Below are 17,956 nucleotides of genomic sequence, written 5' to 3'. Positions count from 1 at the left end.
CTGTATGACACACCGCATGGCAACGCGCCACCTTCCCGCCTTGAACTTGAGCCGCATCGCCACCGCCGTGCAACTGGCGCTCATCACGGGCTTGACCGTGGGGGCGCTGGGCGTGGCGGCCCCGTCAGCCTACGCGCAAGCGGGGGCGGGCCCGGCCCGGCAAGCGTTCAGCGTGCCGGCCGGTGCGCTGGGCTCGGCGCTCAACATTTTCGCCGCCGAGGCTGGCGTGGAATTGACGGTCGAGGCTAGCCTGCTGCAAGGCAAGAATAGCGCCGGGCTGTCCGGCAGCTACAGCGTGCCCGAGGGCTTTTACGAATTGCTGCGCGGCCACGGCTTGCAAGCCGTGCGCGAGGGCAATGGCAGCTATACGGTACGCCGCGAAGCGGCGCACAGCGCCGCCGCCGAGGCCGCCGCCACCATGCCGGCCGTGACGGTGTGGGGCAAGGGCAACACGGTGACGGATGCTTATGCCGGTGGACAAGTGGCGTCCGGCGGCCGCGTGGGATTCCTGGGCGACAAGGATTTCATGGAAACCCCGTTCAACACCATCAGCTATACGGATAAATTCATCGAAGACCGGCAGGCGCGCGACATCACCGATGTGATTTCCGCCACCGATCCCACCGTCTTCAGCAGCGGCATGACGGGCATCATCGGCGAGAATTATTCGATACGGGGCTTCAGCTCAAATATCGGCGACGTCGCGTTTGGCGGCCTGTACGGCATCTCGCCCTACTACCGCACTTCGCCTGAAATGTTCGAGCGCATCGAGGTGCTGAAGGGACCGTCAGCATTGCTCAACGGCATGCCGCCGGGCGGCTCGGTAGGCGGCAGCATCAATCTCGTGCCCAAGCGCGCGGGTGATACGCCGTTGGCGCGCATGACGGCATCGTATATGTCGGACGCGCAATGGGGCGGTCATGTGGACCTGGGTCAGCGGTTTGGTGAGAATAAACAGTTCGGCATCCGCGTCAACGGCGTCTACCGCGATGGCGAGGGCGCCATCGACCATCAGAAAAAGAAGACCAAGCTCGTCTCCGTGGGCCTGGACTGGCGTGGCAACGGTGCGCGCCTGTCCGCCGACCTGTACCACAGCGAGGACCGCGCCGATGGTTTGAACCGGGGCGTCAACCTGGCCCCCGGCTTGCCCGTGCCGCGTCCGCCAAAAGCGGAAACCTTGTTGAATCCCAGCTGGGCGTTCTACGATACCAAGGACAAGGGCGCCATGCTGCGTGGTGAGCTGGACCTGAACGGGCAAGTGATGGCGTATGCCGCCGTGGGCGCCAGCCGGGCCGACTACCAGTCGACGGGCGCGTACCTGATCCAGGTGTTCAACACGGCTGGCGACTACCGCACCAATCTTGCCGACCTGGGTTTTGATGTGGAAAAGCAGTCGGCGGAAGCGGGCTTGCGGGGCAAGCTGCGCACGGGCGATATCGGCCATCAATGGGCCGTCAACGCCACGTATTATCACCACACGGACAAGCAGTACGGGCGCAGAAATACCCTGGCAAAAGACTGGATCACGAATATCTATAACCCAGTCTGGGGTCCGGCGACGCGCTTCGAGGCGCCGCAAATTTCCAAGGCGGAACTCCGCCTGGCCAGTATCGGCCTGGTCGACACGCTTTCTTTTGCGCAAGACAAGGTGCAGCTGACGGTGGGCTTGCGCCGCCAGGAAGTGCTCAGCGATAACTTCAACATCAAGACGGGCGCGCGCACCTCGCGCTATGACGAAGGCGCCACCACGCCGGCCGTCGCCCTGCTGGTCAAGGCGAGCCAGACGATTTCCCTGTATGGCAATTACATCGAAGGCTTGAGCCAGGGCGCCACGGCGCCGTTGACGGCGGCCAACTCGGGCGAGGTCTTTGCGCCGTACAAGTCGAAGCAGGCGGAGCTTGGCTTCAAGGTCGACCTGGGCGAGTTCGCGCATACGGTCAGCATGTATGAAATCAAGCGGCCCAGCAGCTATGTCGATCCCGTCAGCAATATCTTTTCCTTTGGCGGTGAGCAGCGCAACCGCGGCATCGACTGGGGCTTCTTCGGTTCGCCCCTGCGCGACGTGCGCCTGATGGGCGGCGTGGCGTATGTCGACCCGGTGTTGAGCAAGACGCCGGGCGGCGCCAACCAGGGTAAGCAGGCAACGGGCGTGCCCAAGCTGCAAGCCAAGCTCGGTGTCGAATGGGATACACCCGCCATCCCCGGTGTGACCCTGACGGCGAATGCGACGGCGGCATCGAAGCAATACATCAATGCCGACAATTCGATGTCCGTGCCGGGCCGTACCGTGTTTGATCTGGGCGCCCGCTATGCGACGAAGGCGGCGGGCCGGCCGTTGACCGTACGCGCCAGCGTGACGAACGTCGGCAACAAGGCATACTGGGCGCTGCCGCAATGGACCAGCCTGGGCCTGGGCGCGCCACGCACGGTCATGCTGTCGGCCACGACGGCGTTTTAAGCCATCCCGCCGCTAGTCGTCCGTGCCCCGCGCCAGGCTGTCCGAGCGCCGCCACGTCCACATCAGCCCGATGCCAGCCGAGGTGCCGCTGTTCTGACGCAGCAGGGGGCTGGCGCGGTTGGCGGCGCCTGTGTAGTTGTCGTAGCGTAAAAAGGCAAAGGCGCGCCAGTCCTGGTGCAGCCGGTACGAACCGCCCAGGCCCAGCCGCGTGAGCATCAGCCCGCTTTTTGCCGCATACGCTGGCCGCTGAGCGGTGACAAACGCGGGGCTGACGCCATAAAAATAATCATTGATGGCGGCATTGCCCAGCACGGCGCCCAGGCTGGCGTCCACATGCCATGCCTGCTGCCCGCCTTGCAGCGCATACACGAGGCGCGGCTCGAACGTGGCGCCCTGGCGGCGCAGGCCGCCACGCGCTTCGATGACGGCGCGCAACGGCAGTTCCAGGCCCAGGCGGCTGTGCTGCGTCGGCTCGGCCAGCCTGATTTTCAGGCGCGGGCCAAATTCCACCAGGGTGCCCAGGTCGGGCATGCCGCGCCGGGCCGGCACGTCGCTGGAGCGGGCCGGCAAGGACAGGGCAAAACCGATATCGAAGTCGAGGCGGTCCGTATCGAGCAGGCGCGCGCCCACGCCCGAGCGGTCGGCGCGCAACACTTTCCCGCGATAAATCAGATAGGGCAGGGCCAGGCTGCGCGTCGAGCGTTCGCTGGCGCCGGGATAGGCGGGCGTGACGGCCGTGCCGCCAAATACGCCCGCTTCCCATAATGGGAGCGGTGCTTCGGCGGCTTGCGCCGGCGCCATGGCGGCAAAGAGGGTGCTGGCGGCCAGCAAGGTGCGGACGGTGTTCATCGAAGGACTGTGCAAGGTTTGCCGGACTGTAGCGACTCCAGCGCCTTGTCGCTGAGGGCGCTCGATTGACCGCCTTTCTTGGCCAGCGCGATGGCGCGGCGGAAATGAAAGGCGGCCGCCTCGTCGCGGCAGGCGGCGCTGGCGGCGCGTCCCGCCTCGTGGTGCAGCCGCGCCTGCCAAGCGAGATCGCCATGGCCCAGTTCGGCATTGCCGGCGGCGTCCGCGTAGTTGCGCATGGCTTGCGCCCAGTCGCCCTGGCTGGCCGCTTCCCGCGCGAACTGCTCCTGCTGCGCCGCCGTGCGCAGTTCGATTTGCGTGGCGCAGGCGCCCAGCGCCATCAGGACGAACAGCAGGACGAGGCAAGACCGGAAGGACAAGAGTGTGGACATGGCGCCACTGTAGCGCATGGGAAGGGGCGCACGTTTGCGCTGAACGCGTGAATCGGGGCTTTTTTGTAGCACTGATGACATATAATTTGCACACGACTTTGTTATCTTTGACACATCACCGAACAGGAGCACCATGTTTTCACGTAAATTTCATTCTTGTGCACAGCTGATGCTGGCTACCTTGCTGATGGGCTTTGTCGCGGCCTCCCCTGCGCGTGCGCAACAGGCTGCCGTCAAATTGCCGAACGTGGTGATCCTGGCAACGGGCGGCACCATCGCCGGCAGCGGCGCCGACAGCACCACCACCGTCGGCTACACCTCGGCCACCGTGGGCGTCGAGCGCCTGATCGCGGCCGTGCCGGAACTGAAGAAAGTGGCAAACGTAAAAGGCGAGCAAGTGTTCCAGATCGCCAGCGAAAGCATGGGCAACAGCCATTGGCTGACCCTGGCCAAGCGCATCAACGTGCTGCTGGCCTCGAACGATGTCGATGGCGTGGTCGTCACGCACGGCACCGACACCATCGAGGAAACCGCGTATTTCCTGAACCTGACCGTGAAAAGCCACAAGCCGGTCGTGGTCGTGGGCGCCATGCGTCCGTCGACGGCCATCTCGGCTGACGGCCCGATCAACCTGTACAACGCCGTGTTGCTGGCCGGTAGCAAGGAAGCCGTGGGCAAGGGCGTGCTGGTGGCCTTGAACGACCAGATCAATGCCGCGCGCGAAGTGAGCAAAACCAACACCTCGACGACCGATACCTTCAAGTCGCCGGAACTGGGCATGCTTGGCTACATCCAGGGCAGCAAGCCTTTCTTCTACCGCCAGTCGACGCGCAAGCACACGCTGGAATCGGAATTTGACATCAGCAAGCTCGATGCCTTGCCGCAAGTGGACATCGTCTACGGCTACGCCAACATGAACCGTGTCGGCATGGACGCCTTCATCGCCGCTGGCGCCAAGGGCATCATCCACGCTGGCGTGGGCGATGGCAGCGTGGCCGCACAAATGAAGCCGGCCCTGGTGGAAGCGCGCCAGAAGGGCGTGCTGATCGTGCGTTCGAGCAGAGTCGGCCAAGGCATCGTGGCGCGCAATGGCGAAGCCAATGACGATGAACTCGACAGTGTCGTCTCCGACACCCTGAACCCGCAAAAAGCCCGCATCCTGCTGATGCTGGCCCTGACCAAAACGAACAGCACGCAAGAAATTCAGCGTATTTTCTACACGTATTAATCACTGCTACGCCACACTCAGCCTTATTGGCTCAGTGTGGCTGATTTACGCTTGCCCGCTTTGCTGCCATACTTCGCTTCTGAATAATTTCCTGACAGAAGCTGCAACACTGTCTCCGGTTCATGGCCATCCTGTCCGACATCATTCTGTATCCCATCAAATCGTGCGCCGGCATCCATTTGCGCGAGGCGGTCCTGACGCGTTCAGGGCTGATGAGCGAGCACGTGTTCGACCGCGAATGGATGGTGGTCGATGAGCAGGGCCGCTTCCTGACCCAGCGCGAGCATCCGCGCATGGCGCTGATCGTGCCGTCCATCAAGGCCACCACCCTGGAATTGCGCGCACCGGGCATGCTGCGCCTGGAAATCGAGCTGGGCTTGCCCCATCCGCAACACTCGCCCATGCTGGAGGTGCAAGTGTGGGACGATTGCGTGCGCGCCTACGATTGCGACGACGTCACGGCCACCTGGTTTTCCAACGCCATCGGCGTGCCGTGCCGCCTGGCGCGCTTTCACCCGGACGTGGTGCGCGCCACCAGCACCAAATGGACGGACGGCATTGCCGCCGAGACCATGTTTGCCGATGGCTACCCGGTGCTGATCGCCGGCGCCGCTTCGCTGGCCGACGTGAATGACAAGCTGCGCGCCGCCGGCCGTGAAGCGCTGCCGATGAACCGCTTCCGCCCCAACCTCGTCATCGGCGATATCGGCGCCTTCGAGGAAGACTACGCCGACTTCCTGCAATTCGGCGCGACCGTGCTAAAACCCGTCAAGCCGTGCTCGCGCTGCCCGATTCCGTCGGTGGACCAGGCCACGGGCGTGCCCGGACCGGACCCGCTCGACGTCATGCATGGCTATCGCGCCAAGCCCGAGCTCGACGGCGCCATCTGCTTCGGCATGAACGCCATCGTTACCGAAGGCGGCGATGAGCGTATCGTGGTGGGGCAGGACATCGGTTTCGAACTGGCATTTTAAGCATGGCGCCCGCATACAAGGGTTTAAGGTTTCTATGAATCAAGCAATACCGCCGGACCCGCGCATTGCCAGCCTCGAAGCCGAAAACCAGGCCTTGCGCGCACGCATGGCTTTCCTGCTGGAACAGGCCGAGCGCAACCATGACATCATGTGCCGCCACCAGGCGTTCGACCTGGAAATCGTCAGCGCGTCCACGTTTCCTGAATTGATCGGCACCATCTTCCGCACCTTGCCCGTGATTTCCGACCTCGACGGCGTGACTTTGAGCCTGCTCGACGAGGATGACGATATCGTGCTGGTGATGGAAAAGCTCGGTGTCGATTTCAGCGCCTTCCCGCAGTTGCTGTTCGTGCATGCCGTGGCGGAGCTGGGTTTTGCCGCACCAAAGCCCGTGGCCGAGGGCGAAGCGGCCTTGCCGCCATCGCCGCTGCTCGGTGCCTTCGATGCGGCCGTGCATGGCCCGCGTTTTCCGCAGATCGACGCGCTGCGCAGCGTGGCGCTGGTGCCCTTGCTGCGCAACAAGCGCCTGATTGGCAGCCTGAACCTGGCCAGCAGCGACGTGACGCGCTTTACGCCCGCGCTGGGCACGGATTTCATCAAGCACATGGCGTCCATCATCGCCATTTGCCTGGAAAACGTGATCAGCAATGAAATGCTCAAATACATCGGCTTGACCGATTCCCTGACGGGTGTCTACAACCGGCGCTATATCGACCGCCGCCTGCTGGAAGAAATCGCCCGCGCGCGGCGCCAGAATTATTGTATTTCATGCATGTATATCGACATCGACCATTTCAAGCTGGTCAATGACACGCATGGCCACCAGGGCGGCGATGAAGTGCTGCGCGAAGTGGCCACGCGCATCCGCACGGAATTGCGCCGCTCCGATGCGCTGGGCCGCTTTGGCGGCGAGGAATTCGTCGTGCTGCTGATCGACGCCGATCTCGACAGTGCGACCTTCGTGGCCGAACGCATCCGCGCCAGCATCGCCGGCACCATGTTCGACTTGCCGGGCAGCGCGCAGGCGTGGGTCAGCGTGTCGATCGGCGTGGCCAGCCTGGAAGCGGACGCGGCGCTGTTGCCGATTGAAACGGTGGCGCAGCAACTGGTGGCGCACGCGGACCAGGCCCTGTACCAGGCCAAGGCCGATGGCCGCAACAAGGTCGTCAGCTGGAAAGCGCAGCGCAGTTGATCAAGATCGGCTGATTATTTCAACAGCAAGGTCTCGGCTTTGGCCACGGCGTCGGCCGTGCCGCGCAGCACCACCACGTCGCCGCTGGCCAGCTGCGTCTCGGGGGTAACTTCCAGGCGGCCGCGGCCGCGGCGGATGGCCGTCACAAACGCGCCGCAGCCGGCCACGTCGACCGCACTCAAGGGCAGTCCCACGCAATGCGCGTCCTCGCTGACGGTGACCGTATGCAGGCGTTCGAGCTCGGCATCATCGCCCGCGTCGCTGGAACCGTGGAAATAGCCGCGCAGCGAGGCATAGCGTTCCTCGCGCGCCGCCTGCACTCGATGCACCACGCGGCGCAAGGGCACACCCATCATGATCAAGGCATGTGAAGCGAGCATCAGGCTGCCTTCCATCAATTCCGGCACCACTTCGGCCGCGCCCGCCTTCTTCAACTGGTCGAGGTCGGTATCGTCATGGCTGCGCACGATGACGGGCAGGGTTGGCGCCATTTCGTTAAGCAGGTGCAATAACTTCAGTGCCGAAGGCGTGTTGGCATACGTGATTACGACGGCGCTGGCCCGGTAGATGCCGGCCGCCACCAGGCTTTCGCGCCGGCCCGCGTCGCCATACGACACGTTGGCGCCGGCCAGCTGCGCTTCCTGTACCCGTTCCGGGTCCAGGTCCAGCGCGTGGTATTCGATCTTTTCTTCCGCCAGCAGGGTGGCCAGGCTTTGCCCGCTGCGCCCGAAGCCGGCGATCAGCACGTGTTTCTGCGATGCCATGGTGCGCGTGGCGATCCTGGTCAGCGCCAGCGATTGCATCATCCAGTCGTTGGCCGCCAGCTTCATGACGATGGCGTCCGACTTGGCGATGAGGAAGGGCGCCACCAGCATCGACAGCACCATCGAGGCCAGCACCACCTGCACGACGAACGGGTCCATCAGCTTGATGCCGCCAGCCAGGTTCAGCAGCACGAAGCCGAACTCGCCCGCCTGCGCCAGCCCCAGTCCCGTGCGTAGGGCCACGCCGTTGCTGGACCCGAACAGCCGCGCCAGGCCCGCGATCAGGGCGAATTTCAGCAGCACGGGACCGCACAGCAAGAGCAGCACCAGCCACCAGTTATCGAGCACCACGCGGATATTGAGCAGCATGCCGACGGTGATGAAGAACAGGCCCAGCAGCACGTCGCGGAAGGGCTTGATATCCTCTTCCACCTGGTGCTTGAATTCCGTCTCGGAAATGAGCATGCCGGCAACAAACGCGCCCAGGGCCAGCGACAGCCCGGCCCGTTCCGTGATCCAGGCCGCGCCCAGCGTGATCAGCAGCAGGTTAAGCATGAACAATTCTTGCGAGCGGCGCTTGGCAACGATGGTCAGCCAGCCGCGCACCATTTTCTGGCCAATGAACAAGAGCAAAATGAGTACGACCAGGGCCTTGCCGCCGGCCCAGGCCAGGGTTTCGGCCAGGTTGTCCGAATCGCGCGTGAGGGCGGGGATCAGGATCAGCAGCGGCACGACGGCCAGATCCTGGAACAGCAAAATGCCGATGATCTTGCGCCCGTGTTCGCTTTCGAGCTCGAGCCGCTCCGTGAGCATTTTCGAGACGATGGCCGTCGACGACATGGCCAGCGCGCCGCCCAGGGCGAACGCGGCTTGCCAGCTCAGGTGGATGTAGGCGGACAGGTAGCGCCCGACGAACCAGCCGAAGACGACGGTGGCGATGATGGTGGTGACCACCTGCGCCATGCCAAGGCCGAAGACGATGCGCCGCATGGCGAGGAACTTGGGCAGGGAAAACTCAAGCCCGATGGAAAACATCAGGAAGACGACGCCGAACTCGGCCAAAGTGTGGCTGGCTTCGTTTTCGGCCGCCAGGCCCAGCGCGTGGGGGCCGATGACGATGCCAACGGCCAGGTAGCCCAGCATGGGCGGCAAATGCAACATTCTGAAAGCGACCACGCCCAGCACGGCGCTGCCGAGTAACATCAGGGTCAGTTCAAGCGAGGAAAACATGGGTTGCCCGGTACGGTCAATGGAAATCGTTGTTTGTTGTGACTGGCAAGTTTTTTGCTTTCCTAATTCGTTTATACTTTGGGCATGAGTGTAACCCATGAAAAAACAATGCTGAAAGCTTTTGATCGAATTGACATGCAAGCGACGACCGAGCGCGCTGTCGCGCTGGCCCGCACCACCTTGCAGATCGAGTCCGACGCCATCGTTGCGCTGCACGCGCGCCTGGCCACGGACGACAGCGTGGGCCGCGCCGTGGCGCTGTTGCTGCAATGCAAAGGAAGAGTCGTCGTCTCCGGCATCGGCAAGTCCGGCCATATCGCGCGCAAGATTGCCGCCACCCTCGCTTCCACCGGCACGCCGGCCCTGTTCGTGCATCCGGCCGAAGCGGCCCATGGCGACCTGGGCATGGTCACCTCGGACGATGCCTTTATTGCCATCTCGTATTCGGGCGAATCGTCCGAACTGATGGCCATCATGCCTGTCGTCAAGCGCATGGGCGGCGTACTGATTTCCATGACGGGCAAACCGAATTCCAGCCTGGCCCAGCTGGCCGACGTGCACCTGGATATTTCTGTTGAGAAAGAAGCCTGTCCGCTGAACCTGGCGCCGACGGCCAGCACCACCGTCACCCTGGCCTTGGGCGACGCGATCGCCGTGGCCTTGCTCGACTTGCGCGGCTTCAAGGAAGAAGATTTCGCCCGCTCGCACCCTGGCGGCGCCCTGGGCCGCCGCCTGCTCACGCACGTGCATGACGTCATGCGCAGCGGCGAACGGGTGCCGAAAGTGCCGGTAGAGGCATCCTTGCTGCAGGCGCTGGAAGAAATGACGAAGAAGGGCATGGGCATGACGGCCATCGTCGATGCGGACAACCGCCCCGTGGGCGTGTTTACGGATGGCGACTTGCGCCGCATGTTCGAGCGCGTGCAGGATTTCACGCAAGTGGCGATCCGCGACGTCATGCATGCGCAGCCGCGCAGCATCGCGCCCGAACGCCTGGCCGTCGATGCCGTGGCCGTGATGGAGCAGTTCCGCATCAACCAGATGCTCGTCGTCGATGCCGACGGCAAGCTGGTGGGCGCCCTGCATATCCATGATCTGACGCAAGCGAAGGTGATCTGATGGACAGCGTAGCGGACAACCTGGCGCGCGCGGCCAAGGTCAAACTGATGATCTTTGACGTCGATGGCGTGCTCACCGACGGCAGCCTGCATTTCGGCCCCGATGGCGAGATGATGAAAACGTTTAATGTGTATGATGGCCTGGGCATCAAGCTGCTGCAGGAATCGGGCGTGCAGACGGCCATCATCAGCGCGCGCCGCTCGGCCATTACGGCACGCCGCGCGCAAGACCTGGGCATTACCCATGTGCACCAGGGCGGCCACGACAAGCTGACGCCGTTTCGCGAACTGCTGGCGCTGACGGGCTTGACGGAAGAACAATGCGGCTACATCGGCGACGACGTCATCGATGCGCCCATCCTGAAACGCGTGGGCTTTGCCGTCAGCGTGCCGGGCGGGCGTCCGGAAGCGCAGGACCTGGCGCACCATGTGACGCAGGCCGGCGGCGGCCGCGGCGCGGTGCGCGAAATCTGCGAATTCCTGCTGCGCGCCCAGGACAACTATGCGCGCGTCATGGCGCCGTTCCTGGAGTGAGGCGTACCTTGCCGCCAGTGATATTTGAAAGAGTGAAACCCTATGCGTAAGCCAGGAGGCGCCCATCGCTGGCGCACCATTTTTACCCTGCTGGGCGCGGTTGTTGTCGCGCTGGCCAGCTTTTGGCTGCTCGAAGTGATGAACAAGAATAGCCAGGATATCAAGGCCAGCAAGCATCTGGATGAGCCTGACTATTTCATCACCAATTTCAGTCTGGTGCGCATGGATCTGACGGGTAAGCCCAGCTATATCGTGTCGGGCAACAAGCTCACGCATTATCCGCTGGACGATTCGTCCGATATCGACCAGCCCTTCGTGCGCAAGCTCACGCCCGGCATGCCGCCGTTGAACATGAATGCGGAACTGGCGCATATCGACCAGGACAATACCCGGCTGCAACTGCACCGCAAGGTCGTGATCGACCGCGCGGCCAGTCCGAAGGCGCAGAACCTGACGGTCAGGACGGAGGCGCTGACGGTGTTTCCGGACGAGGAAAGAATGGAAACGGACGTGCCTGTCGATATCCTGACGGGCACCTCGCGCCTCAATGGCATCGGCATGAAGGCCAATAACGCCACCGGCGTGGTGGAAGTGCAGAATGCGCTGCGCATGGTCCTCCCGCCGAAACCGCGCCCGGCCGCGGCGGCACAATGACAGAATGAAACAAGGAAACCCTACTATGAAGAACATCTTGCTGTTGACCGTATTTTCGCTGGCCATCATGGGCGTGGCGCATGCCGAGAAGGCCGATTCCGAGAAGGAAGCCGTCATCACGGCACGTAGCGGCCACGTCGATGACGTCAAGCAAGTGCGTACCCTGACGGGTGACGTCGTGCTGGTCAAGGGCACCCTGACCATGAAGGCGGGCCGGGCCCTGATCACGGAAGACCCGCAAGGCTACCAGTTCATCACCTTCTGGGCCGATCCCGGCAAGCTGGCCACGTTCCGCCAGAAGCGCGATGGCGCGGGCGACCTGTGGGTCGAGGGCGAGGCGGAGCGCGTGGAATACGACAACAAGACGGAAGTGGTGAAACTGTTTTCCAAGGCCAAGCTGACGCGCCTGGAAGGCACGAAAGTGACCGACGTGGCCAATGGCGCCTTCATCTCGTATGACAGCCGCCAGGAAGTATTCAAGATGGAAAATTCCGACAGCGGCACCAGCACCTCCGATGGCGGCAGCGTGCGCATGGTGATCCAGCCGAAGACCAAGGCGCCCCAAGCGGAGAAAGCGCCGGCCACGCCTGCGCCAGGAAAGAAATAATGGACAATACTCGTTGCGGCAGCACCCTGATCGTTCGCGGTCTGCAAAAAACCTATGGCAAGCGGCAAGTCGTGCATGATGTCTCGCTGCAAGTCGAATGCGGCGAAGTGGTGGGTTTGCTGGGCCCGAACGGCGCCGGCAAGACCACCTCGTTCTACATGATCGTCGGCCTGGTGCCGTCGGACGGCGGCAGCATCGACATCAGCGGCGTGGACATTTCCAGCCTGCCGATCCACCGCCGCGCGCAGATGGGCTTGTCCTATCTGCCGCAGGAAGCGTCCGTCTTCCGCAAGCTGACGGTGGAAGACAATATCCGCGCCGTGCTGGAAATCCAGACCGTCGAAGGCCGTCCTTTGAAGAAGGCCGAGATCGAGGAGCGCCTGGATAAACTGCTGGCCGATTTGCAGATTGAAAAGCTGCGCGAGAACCAGGCCCTGTCCCTGTCGGGCGGCGAGCGCCGCCGCGTGGAAATCGCCCGCGCGCTGGCCACCGATCCCCGTTTCGTGCTGCTCGACGAACCGTTCGCCGGCGTCGATCCGATCGCCGTGATCGAGATCCAGCGCATCGTGCGCTTCTTGAAGGAGCGCAATATCGGCGTGCTGATCACCGATCATAATGTGCGCGAGACGCTGGGTATTTGCGACCGTGCCTACATCATCAACCAGGGCTCGGTACTGGCGTCGGGACGCCCCGACGACATCATCGCGAACGAGTCGGTACGCCGGGTCTATCTGGGCGAACACTTCCGCATGTAAGCCAATGAAACAATCATTGCAGCTGCGCACTTCGCAGCACCTGGCACTGACGCCGCAGTTGCAGCAATCGATACGCCTGTTGCAATTGTCGACCCTGGAATTGCACCAGGAGCTCGAGCAACTGCTGACGGACAATCCCTTGCTCGAGCGCCTCGACGATCCGCTCGACCGTTCGCTGCGCCTGCTGTCGGACGGGGCCTTGAGTTCCACGGCCGCGCCGGCCGAAGCGCCGCCCCAGCCGCCAGGCCAGGAGGCGCCTGCCGCGCCGGCCGAAGCGGAAACCTTTGACGGCGAGGCGGGCGAGGGCCCGGCCGCTGCGGACGGCGGTGACAGCGACTGGAGCGAGGCGAGCCGGGGCAAGGCGCCCGACGACGAAGATTCGCGCCCGCAACTCGAGGCCCATCACTGCACCCTGCGCGAACACCTGATGGAGCAGATGCGCGTGACGGTGCTCGAGTTGCGCGACCGCGCGCTGGTCGAGCTGATCATCGACGCGCTCGACGACAATGGCTATCTGGAAGAGACGCTCGACGACATCCTGGCGCGTCTGCCGGAAGAGCTGGAAATCGATGCCGACGAGATGCGCACGGCCTTGTCGCTGCTGCAAAGTTTCGATCCGCCCGGCGTGGGCGCGCGCAATGCGTCCGAATGCCTGGCGCTGCAGATCAAGCGCTTGCCGCACATCGCCATGGTGACGCGGCGCATGGCCCTCGTCATCGTGGAAAAGCACCTGGCCTGGTTTGCCCAGCGCGATTTCAACAAGCTGAAAAAAGCCCTCGACTGCGACGATGAAGACTTGCGCGAAGCGCAGACGGTGATTCGCCAGTGCAATCCGCATCCGGGCGCCGTATTCGCATCGGACGTGTCCGATTACGTGGTGCCCGACGTCGTCGTCAAGCGCGCGCGCAATGGCTGGCAAGTGACCCTGAACAACGACGTCATGCCGCGCCTGCGCGTCAATGCCATGTATGCCAACTTGCTCAAGCAGGGCAAGGGCGAGGGCGCCATGGGCGCACAGTTGCAGGAAGCTAAGTGGTTGATCAAGAATATGCGCCAGCGTTTCGACACGATCCTGCGCGTGGCACAGGCGATAGTAGAAAGACAAAAGAACTTTTTCTCGCACGGAGCCGTTGCCATGCGCCCCCTTGTGCTCCGTGAAATAGCTGATACACTGGGTTTACACGAGAGTACTATCTCGCGGGTAACAACTCAAAAGTACATGCTGACCCCGCACGGCATGTTCGAGTTGAAATATTTCTTTGGTAGCCACGTCGCCACCGAAGCGGGGGGCGAAGCGTCATCGACGGCGATACGGGCATTGATCGTGCAACTGACAGGAGCAGAAGACCCTAAAAATCCTTTATCCGACAGTAAGATTGCGGACATGCTGGGGGAACAAGGCATGGTGATTGCGCGACGTACTGTTGCCAAATACCGGGAAGCGTTGAAAATTCCGCCAGTGAGCCTGCGTAAGTGTTTGTAAGTTTTTTTCGGTTCCTCTGCGGGCCGGATAGGATGGACCGCACGAACCCGATCATCTTTAGGAGTGTGTATGAATCTCACCATCAGCGGACATCATCTCGAAGTGACACCAGCCATCCGTGAATACGTACAAACGAAGCTGGAGCGCGTGAAACGTCATTTCGATCAAGTTATCGATATCGCCGTGATTCTGACCGTGGATAACCTCAAAGAGAAAGAAAAACGTCAAAAGGCCGAAGTCAACCTGCGTTTAAGTGGCAAAACTGTCTATGTGGAAAGCCTGGCACAAGACCTGTATGCCGCGATCGATGCCCTGATCGACAAGCTCGATAGGCAAGTGATGAAATACAAAACCAAAGTGCAAGGGCACGGTAAAGAGGCGATCAAGCATCTGCCAGACAGCTCGGAAGAAGAATTCGCCCCCGCCTAAGCGGCCCGCGACTTTCAACCGGTTGTGATCAACTAAGGGCGCACATTGCGCCCTTTTTTGCGCCCCTGCCTTTTGAACGCAATGTTCCCCGCGCAGGCGCTAAAATGTTTGTACTTTCACTTCTTTCACGCCTGCCATGAGCGACTTCGTCCAGACTACCATCCGCAACCGCACGGGGCACATCGTGCTCGACCGTCCGAAAGCCTTGAATTCCCTGTCGCTGGAGATGGTGCGCGCCCTGAGCGCGGCCCTGCTGGCCTGGCGCGACGATCCGCAGGTGGACGCCGTGGTGATCCGCTCGAGCAGCGAAAAAGCCTTGTGCGCCGGCGGCGACATCCGTTTCTTTTACGATGCGGGCCTGGCCACGCCGCAAGGCGGCAGCGCCTTGCTGGAAGATTTCTTTACGGAAGAATACGCGTTAAATCATGTAATTCATTTCTATCCGAAACCGTATATCGCCGTGATGGATGGCGTGGTGATGGGCGGCGGCATGGGCGTGGCGCAAGCCGGGCCCGGCAACCGCTTGCGCATCGTCACGGGCCGCACGCGCATGGCCATGCCTGAAGTCAATATTGGCTTGTTTCCCGATGTGGGCGGCAGCTATTTCCTGTCCCGCCTGGCCGGCCAGCTGGGCCTGTACCTGGGCTTGACGGGCTTGACGATCAGCGCGGCCAACGCCCTGTACACGGACCTGGCCGATGTCTACCTGCCCGAGGCGCAGATGGGGGCGCTGCTGGCCCTGATCGAGTCGACGCCGGGCGAGGCCTTGCCGGTGGCCATCAAGGCGCTGGCGGCGCCATTCCAGGCACAGGCAGGCGTCTCCTCGCTGGCGGCGGCGCGCGCGGCGCTGGACCGCCATTTCGGTGCGGGTTCCGTGGCGGCCATCATGGACTCGCTGGCACAGGACGACAGCGCGTTCGCCAGCAAGGCTTTGGCGGCCATGCGCCTGCGCTCGCCCTTGATGATGTCGGTGACCCTGGAATTGCTGCAGCGGGGGGCTCACTTGGGCGTGGCCGATTGCCTGCGTCTGGAACGCACCGTGGTGCGCCACAATTTCGAGCATGGCGAAGTGCTCGAGGGCGTGCGCGCGCTGGTGGTCGACAAGGACAACGCGCCGCGCTGGAATCCATCAAGCCTGGACGAGGTCGACGCGGCCATGGTGGCGCGCTTCTTCGCGCCCGTCTGGCCGGCTCAAGCGCATCCGCTGCGCCACCTGAATTAACTAGGAGCGCTCGCGGTGGCGCAACACTACCCGTTCATTCGGGCCGAAGTATTGCGCCAGCCGTTCCGCCATGTACACGGAGCGGTGCTGGCCGCCCGTGCAACCGAGGGCCACCGTCAGGTAGCTGCGGTTGTCGGACTTGAATGACGGCAGCCATTTCTCGATGAAGGCGCGGATGTCGGCCAGCAGTTCCAGTGCGCTCGGCTGCGCGTCGAGGAAGGCGATCACGGGTGCGTCGCGGCCGTCGAGCGGGCGCAGCGCCAGGTCGTAATATGGGTTCGGCAAGGCCCGCACGTCGAAGACGAAATCGGCGTCCAGCGGCACGCCCAGCTTGAAGGCGAACGATTCGAAGAACAGGGTCAGCGGCGCACGCTCGGAGGCGATCATATCCTTGATCCAGGCGCGCAATTTGTTGGCGCTCAGCTCCGACGTGTCGATCACGTGGCCCAGCTGCTCGATGGCCGACAGGCGTTCGCGCTCTTCCGAGATGCACTCGATCAGTGTGCGGCGGCTGGCCGGATTCTGGTTCGGACGCAATTCATGCGACAGTGGATGGCTGCGCCGTGTTTCCGAGAAGCGCGCCACCAGCGAATGCGTGGTGGCCGTCAAAAACATGACCTTGACGTCGTGGCCCTGGTCGCGCAGCAGCGCCACATTGTGCGGCAAGCTGACGAGCGACTCGGCGCTGCGCGCATCGACGGCGACGGCCAGTTGCGGTGTACCTTCGTCGAGCAGGGTTTGCACCAGGCTGGGCAGCAAGGCCGGTGGCAGGTTGTCGACACAATAATAGCCGGTATCTTCCAGCACATTGAGCGCGACGGATTTACCGGAGCCGGATATTCCGGTGATAAGGACGATATGCATAGCCCGATCATACAATAAAGATCGGCGCTCTGCTCCTAAGGCAACTATCTTTACAAACTATTGCAATTTCATATGTGTATTTCGTAGGTCGGCTTAGCGCAAAGCGGTGCAGCAGGGAATTCACGCAGCATGGCTGCGTGCCTGCGTAACGGTCCTCGCTTGCAAGCGAGGGCTCCTGCCGACACCCGCTAACAATGTCGTCGGATTACGCGGGGCCTTGCTCCGCTAATCCGACCTACGTTGCTAATCACCACTCATGGCCAACCTCTGCCGCTCCATGAACTCCTGCAAGGTATCGATGCCGCGCAGCTGCAAAATCGTATTGCGCACGGCCGCTTCCAGCAGCACGGCGATGTTGCGGCCGGCGGCGACGGGGATGACGACCTTGCGCACGGGCAGGCCCAGCACGTCTTCCGTGGGGAACAGGAAGGGCAGGCGCTCGACTTCTTCTTCCAGCGCGTTGCGGCGCACGAGGTGCACGATCAGTTTCAAGCGCATCTTGCGGCGCACGGCCGTTTCGCCAAAGATGGCCTTGATGTCGAGCAAGCCCAGGCCCCGCACTTCGAGCAGGTTTTGCAGCAGAGGCGGGCAGCGGCCTTCGATCATGTTCGGTGCGATGCGCGAGAATTCGACGGCGTCGTCTGCCACCAGGCCGTGGCTGCGCGAGATCAGTTCCAGCCCCAGCTCGCTCTTGCCCAGGCCCGAATCGCCCGTGATCAGCACGCCCACGCCCAGCACGTCCATGAACACGCCATGCATGATGATGCGCTGCGCCAGTTTTTTGGACAGGTAAACGCGCAGGAAGTCGATCACTTGCGCGGCCGGCAGCGGGGTGGAGAACAGGGGAATGTTTTGCTCGTCGCAGATGGCGAGGATGTCGGGCGGCGTTTCCAGCCCCTGCGCGATGATCAGCGCGGGCGGACCGCCGGCGATCAGCTCGCCGATCACGTGGGTGCGCGTATTGACCTTCAGGCGCTGGTAGTAATTGATTTCCTGGTGGCCGAAGACCTGGATGCGGCCCGGATGGATCAGGTTCAAGTGGCCCACCTGGTCGGCGGCCGACGAGACGTCGCCCGAGATCAGGCGTTCGCCGCCGGGGAAGCCGGCGAACCAGCCCAGTTGCAGACTTTCACGATTGTCGTCGTACAGGCGTTGTATCGTCAGCGGCGTTTGCAACATGGCAGTCTTCTTCAGGAGTGGAGGAAT

General features: G+C 62.7%; 17 protein-coding genes. 12 read left to right on the top strand and 5 right to left on the bottom strand.

Translation table 11 applies throughout. From position 1 onward, the window contains the following. The first annotated feature begins 4 nt into the window (after positions 1–4). Entirely contained in the window at positions 5–2,458 is a 2,454-nt protein-coding gene (locus tag MRBLMS1_RS15925; protein WP_485880334.1) for a TonB-dependent siderophore receptor, read from the top strand. A 12-nt stretch (positions 2,459–2,470) separates the two neighbouring features. On the opposite strand, the gene MRBLMS1_RS15920 is transcribed toward MRBLMS1_RS15925, so the two are convergent. Beyond that, a complete protein-coding gene (locus MRBLMS1_RS15920; protein WP_485880332.1) occupies positions 2,471–3,307 on the bottom strand; it encodes a MipA/OmpV family protein in 837 nt (278 codons plus the stop codon). After that, entirely contained in the window at positions 3,304–3,696 is a 393-nt protein-coding gene (locus MRBLMS1_RS15915) for a hypothetical protein (RefSeq protein ID WP_485880330.1), read from the bottom strand. Before MRBLMS1_RS15915 ends, MRBLMS1_RS15920 begins: the two co-directional genes overlap by 4 nt. A 133-nt stretch (positions 3,697–3,829) precedes the next feature. Between MRBLMS1_RS15915 and MRBLMS1_RS15910 the strand changes: the two genes are divergently transcribed. The 3 genes from MRBLMS1_RS15910 (at position 3,830) to MRBLMS1_RS15900 (ending at position 7,090) form a co-directional block, all read left to right on the top strand. Next, on the top strand, positions 3,830–4,924 hold the full coding sequence (locus tag MRBLMS1_RS15910; RefSeq protein ID WP_034753307.1) for a type II asparaginase: 1,095 nt from the start codon (positions 3,830–3,832) through the stop codon (positions 4,922–4,924). A 122-nt stretch (positions 4,925–5,046) separates the two neighbouring features. Beyond that, the gene (locus MRBLMS1_RS15905) at positions 5,047–5,898 is read left to right on the top strand and encodes an MOSC domain-containing protein (protein WP_485880327.1); all 852 of its coding nucleotides are present in this window, start codon (positions 5,047–5,049) and stop codon (positions 5,896–5,898) included. 34 nt (positions 5,899–5,932) lie between these two features. Then, positions 5,933–7,090: a GGDEF domain-containing protein gene (locus MRBLMS1_RS15900; protein ID WP_128141114.1), complete on the top strand. Its 1,158-nt coding sequence runs from the start codon at positions 5,933–5,935 to the stop codon at positions 7,088–7,090. A 14-nt stretch (positions 7,091–7,104) separates the two neighbouring features. Here the strand turns inward: MRBLMS1_RS15900 and MRBLMS1_RS15895 are convergent, their stop codons facing one another. Next, complete coding sequence (locus MRBLMS1_RS15895) at positions 7,105–9,084, bottom strand: cation:proton antiporter domain-containing protein (protein WP_485880325.1); 1,980 nt, start codon at positions 9,082–9,084, stop codon at positions 7,105–7,107. Positions 9,085–9,168: 84 nt separating this feature from the next. On the opposite strand from MRBLMS1_RS15895, the gene MRBLMS1_RS15890 reads away from it, so the two are divergent. The 8 genes from MRBLMS1_RS15890 (at position 9,169) to MRBLMS1_RS15855 (ending at position 15,886) form a co-directional block, all read left to right on the top strand. Then, positions 9,169–10,203, top strand: a complete 1,035-nt coding sequence (locus MRBLMS1_RS15890; RefSeq protein WP_374106893.1) for a KpsF/GutQ family sugar-phosphate isomerase — start codon at positions 9,169–9,171, stop codon at positions 10,201–10,203. Further along, positions 10,203–10,736 carry a KdsC family phosphatase gene (locus MRBLMS1_RS15885; RefSeq protein WP_046681707.1) on the top strand — a complete coding sequence of 178 codons (534 nt, stop codon included), beginning with the start codon at positions 10,203–10,205 and terminating at the stop codon, positions 10,734–10,736. Before MRBLMS1_RS15890 ends, MRBLMS1_RS15885 begins: the two co-directional genes overlap by 1 nt. Before the next feature lie 42 nt (positions 10,737–10,778). Continuing rightward, positions 10,779–11,390, top strand: a complete 612-nt coding sequence (lptC, locus tag MRBLMS1_RS15880) for an LPS export ABC transporter periplasmic protein LptC (protein ID WP_139092212.1) — start codon at positions 10,779–10,781, stop codon at positions 11,388–11,390. A gap of 25 nt (positions 11,391–11,415) precedes the next feature. Continuing rightward, positions 11,416–11,997: a lipopolysaccharide transport periplasmic protein LptA gene (lptA, locus tag MRBLMS1_RS15875; RefSeq protein WP_128141118.1), complete on the top strand. Its 582-nt coding sequence runs from the start codon at positions 11,416–11,418 to the stop codon at positions 11,995–11,997. Further along, entirely contained in the window at positions 11,997–12,752 is a 756-nt protein-coding gene (gene lptB, locus MRBLMS1_RS15870) for an LPS export ABC transporter ATP-binding protein (protein WP_034753325.1), read from the top strand. The genes lptA and lptB overlap by 1 nt, the downstream gene beginning before the upstream one ends. Before the next feature lie 4 nt (positions 12,753–12,756). Further along, a complete protein-coding gene (locus MRBLMS1_RS15865) occupies positions 12,757–14,235 on the top strand; it encodes an RNA polymerase factor sigma-54 (protein ID WP_072457685.1) in 1,479 nt (492 codons plus the stop codon). A gap of 69 nt (positions 14,236–14,304) precedes the next feature. Then, positions 14,305–14,664: a ribosome hibernation-promoting factor, HPF/YfiA family gene (gene hpf / locus MRBLMS1_RS15860; protein WP_086139003.1), complete on the top strand. Its 360-nt coding sequence runs from the start codon at positions 14,305–14,307 to the stop codon at positions 14,662–14,664. A gap of 136 nt (positions 14,665–14,800) precedes the next feature. Further along, positions 14,801–15,886, top strand: coding sequence for an enoyl-CoA hydratase/isomerase family protein (locus tag MRBLMS1_RS15855; RefSeq protein ID WP_485880320.1), 1,086 nt, complete (start codon positions 14,801–14,803; stop codon positions 15,884–15,886). Here MRBLMS1_RS15855 and rapZ read toward each other — a convergent pair whose 3' ends face one another. Both rapZ and hprK read right to left on the bottom strand, forming a co-directional pair. Next, complete coding sequence (rapZ, locus tag MRBLMS1_RS15850; protein ID WP_034753336.1) at positions 15,887–16,750, bottom strand: RNase adapter RapZ; 864 nt, start codon at positions 16,748–16,750, stop codon at positions 15,887–15,889. Positions 16,751–16,993: 243 nt separating this feature from the next. Beyond that, a complete protein-coding gene (gene hprK / locus MRBLMS1_RS15845; RefSeq protein ID WP_034753337.1) occupies positions 16,994–17,929 on the bottom strand; it encodes an HPr(Ser) kinase/phosphatase in 936 nt (311 codons plus the stop codon). Positions 17,930–17,956: the final 27 nt, after the last annotated feature.

The sequence above is a fragment of the Massilia sp. LMS1-1-1.1 genome (genome assembly GCF_040815535.1).
GTDB classification, from domain to species: Bacteria; Pseudomonadota; Gammaproteobacteria; order Burkholderiales; family Burkholderiaceae_D; genus Janthinobacterium; species Janthinobacterium aestuarii.
This window is presented reverse-complemented; position numbering and strand designations above follow the sequence as displayed.

Coding starts and splice junctions, on each gene's coding strand:
- MRBLMS1_RS15925 (WP_485880334.1), top strand. CDS start 5: ATGACACACCGCATGGCAACGCGCCACCTTCCCGCCTTGAACTTGAGC.
- MRBLMS1_RS15920 (WP_485880332.1), bottom strand. CDS start 3,307: ATGAACACCGTCCGCACCTTGCTGGCCGCCAGCACCCTCTTTGCCGCC.
- MRBLMS1_RS15915 (WP_485880330.1), bottom strand. CDS start 3,696: ATGTCCACACTCTTGTCCTTCCGGTCTTGCCTCGTCCTGCTGTTCGTC.
- MRBLMS1_RS15910 (WP_034753307.1), top strand. CDS start 3,830: ATGTTTTCACGTAAATTTCATTCTTGTGCACAGCTGATGCTGGCTACC.
- MRBLMS1_RS15905 (WP_485880327.1), top strand. CDS start 5,047: ATGGCCATCCTGTCCGACATCATTCTGTATCCCATCAAATCGTGCGCC.
- MRBLMS1_RS15900 (WP_128141114.1), top strand. CDS start 5,933: ATGAATCAAGCAATACCGCCGGACCCGCGCATTGCCAGCCTCGAAGCC.
- MRBLMS1_RS15895 (WP_485880325.1), bottom strand. CDS start 9,084: ATGTTTTCCTCGCTTGAACTGACCCTGATGTTACTCGGCAGCGCCGTG.
- MRBLMS1_RS15890 (WP_374106893.1), top strand. CDS start 9,169: ATGAGTGTAACCCATGAAAAAACAATGCTGAAAGCTTTTGATCGAATT.
- MRBLMS1_RS15885 (WP_046681707.1), top strand. CDS start 10,203: ATGGACAGCGTAGCGGACAACCTGGCGCGCGCGGCCAAGGTCAAACTG.
- lptC (WP_139092212.1), top strand. CDS start 10,779: ATGCGTAAGCCAGGAGGCGCCCATCGCTGGCGCACCATTTTTACCCTG.
- lptA (WP_128141118.1), top strand. CDS start 11,416: ATGAAGAACATCTTGCTGTTGACCGTATTTTCGCTGGCCATCATGGGC.
- lptB (WP_034753325.1), top strand. CDS start 11,997: ATGGACAATACTCGTTGCGGCAGCACCCTGATCGTTCGCGGTCTGCAA.
- MRBLMS1_RS15865 (WP_072457685.1), top strand. CDS start 12,757: ATGAAACAATCATTGCAGCTGCGCACTTCGCAGCACCTGGCACTGACG.
- hpf (WP_086139003.1), top strand. CDS start 14,305: ATGAATCTCACCATCAGCGGACATCATCTCGAAGTGACACCAGCCATC.
- MRBLMS1_RS15855 (WP_485880320.1), top strand. CDS start 14,801: ATGAGCGACTTCGTCCAGACTACCATCCGCAACCGCACGGGGCACATC.
- rapZ (WP_034753336.1), bottom strand. CDS start 16,750: ATGCATATCGTCCTTATCACCGGAATATCCGGCTCCGGTAAATCCGTC.
- hprK (WP_034753337.1), bottom strand. CDS start 17,929: ATGTTGCAAACGCCGCTGACGATACAACGCCTGTACGACGACAATCGT.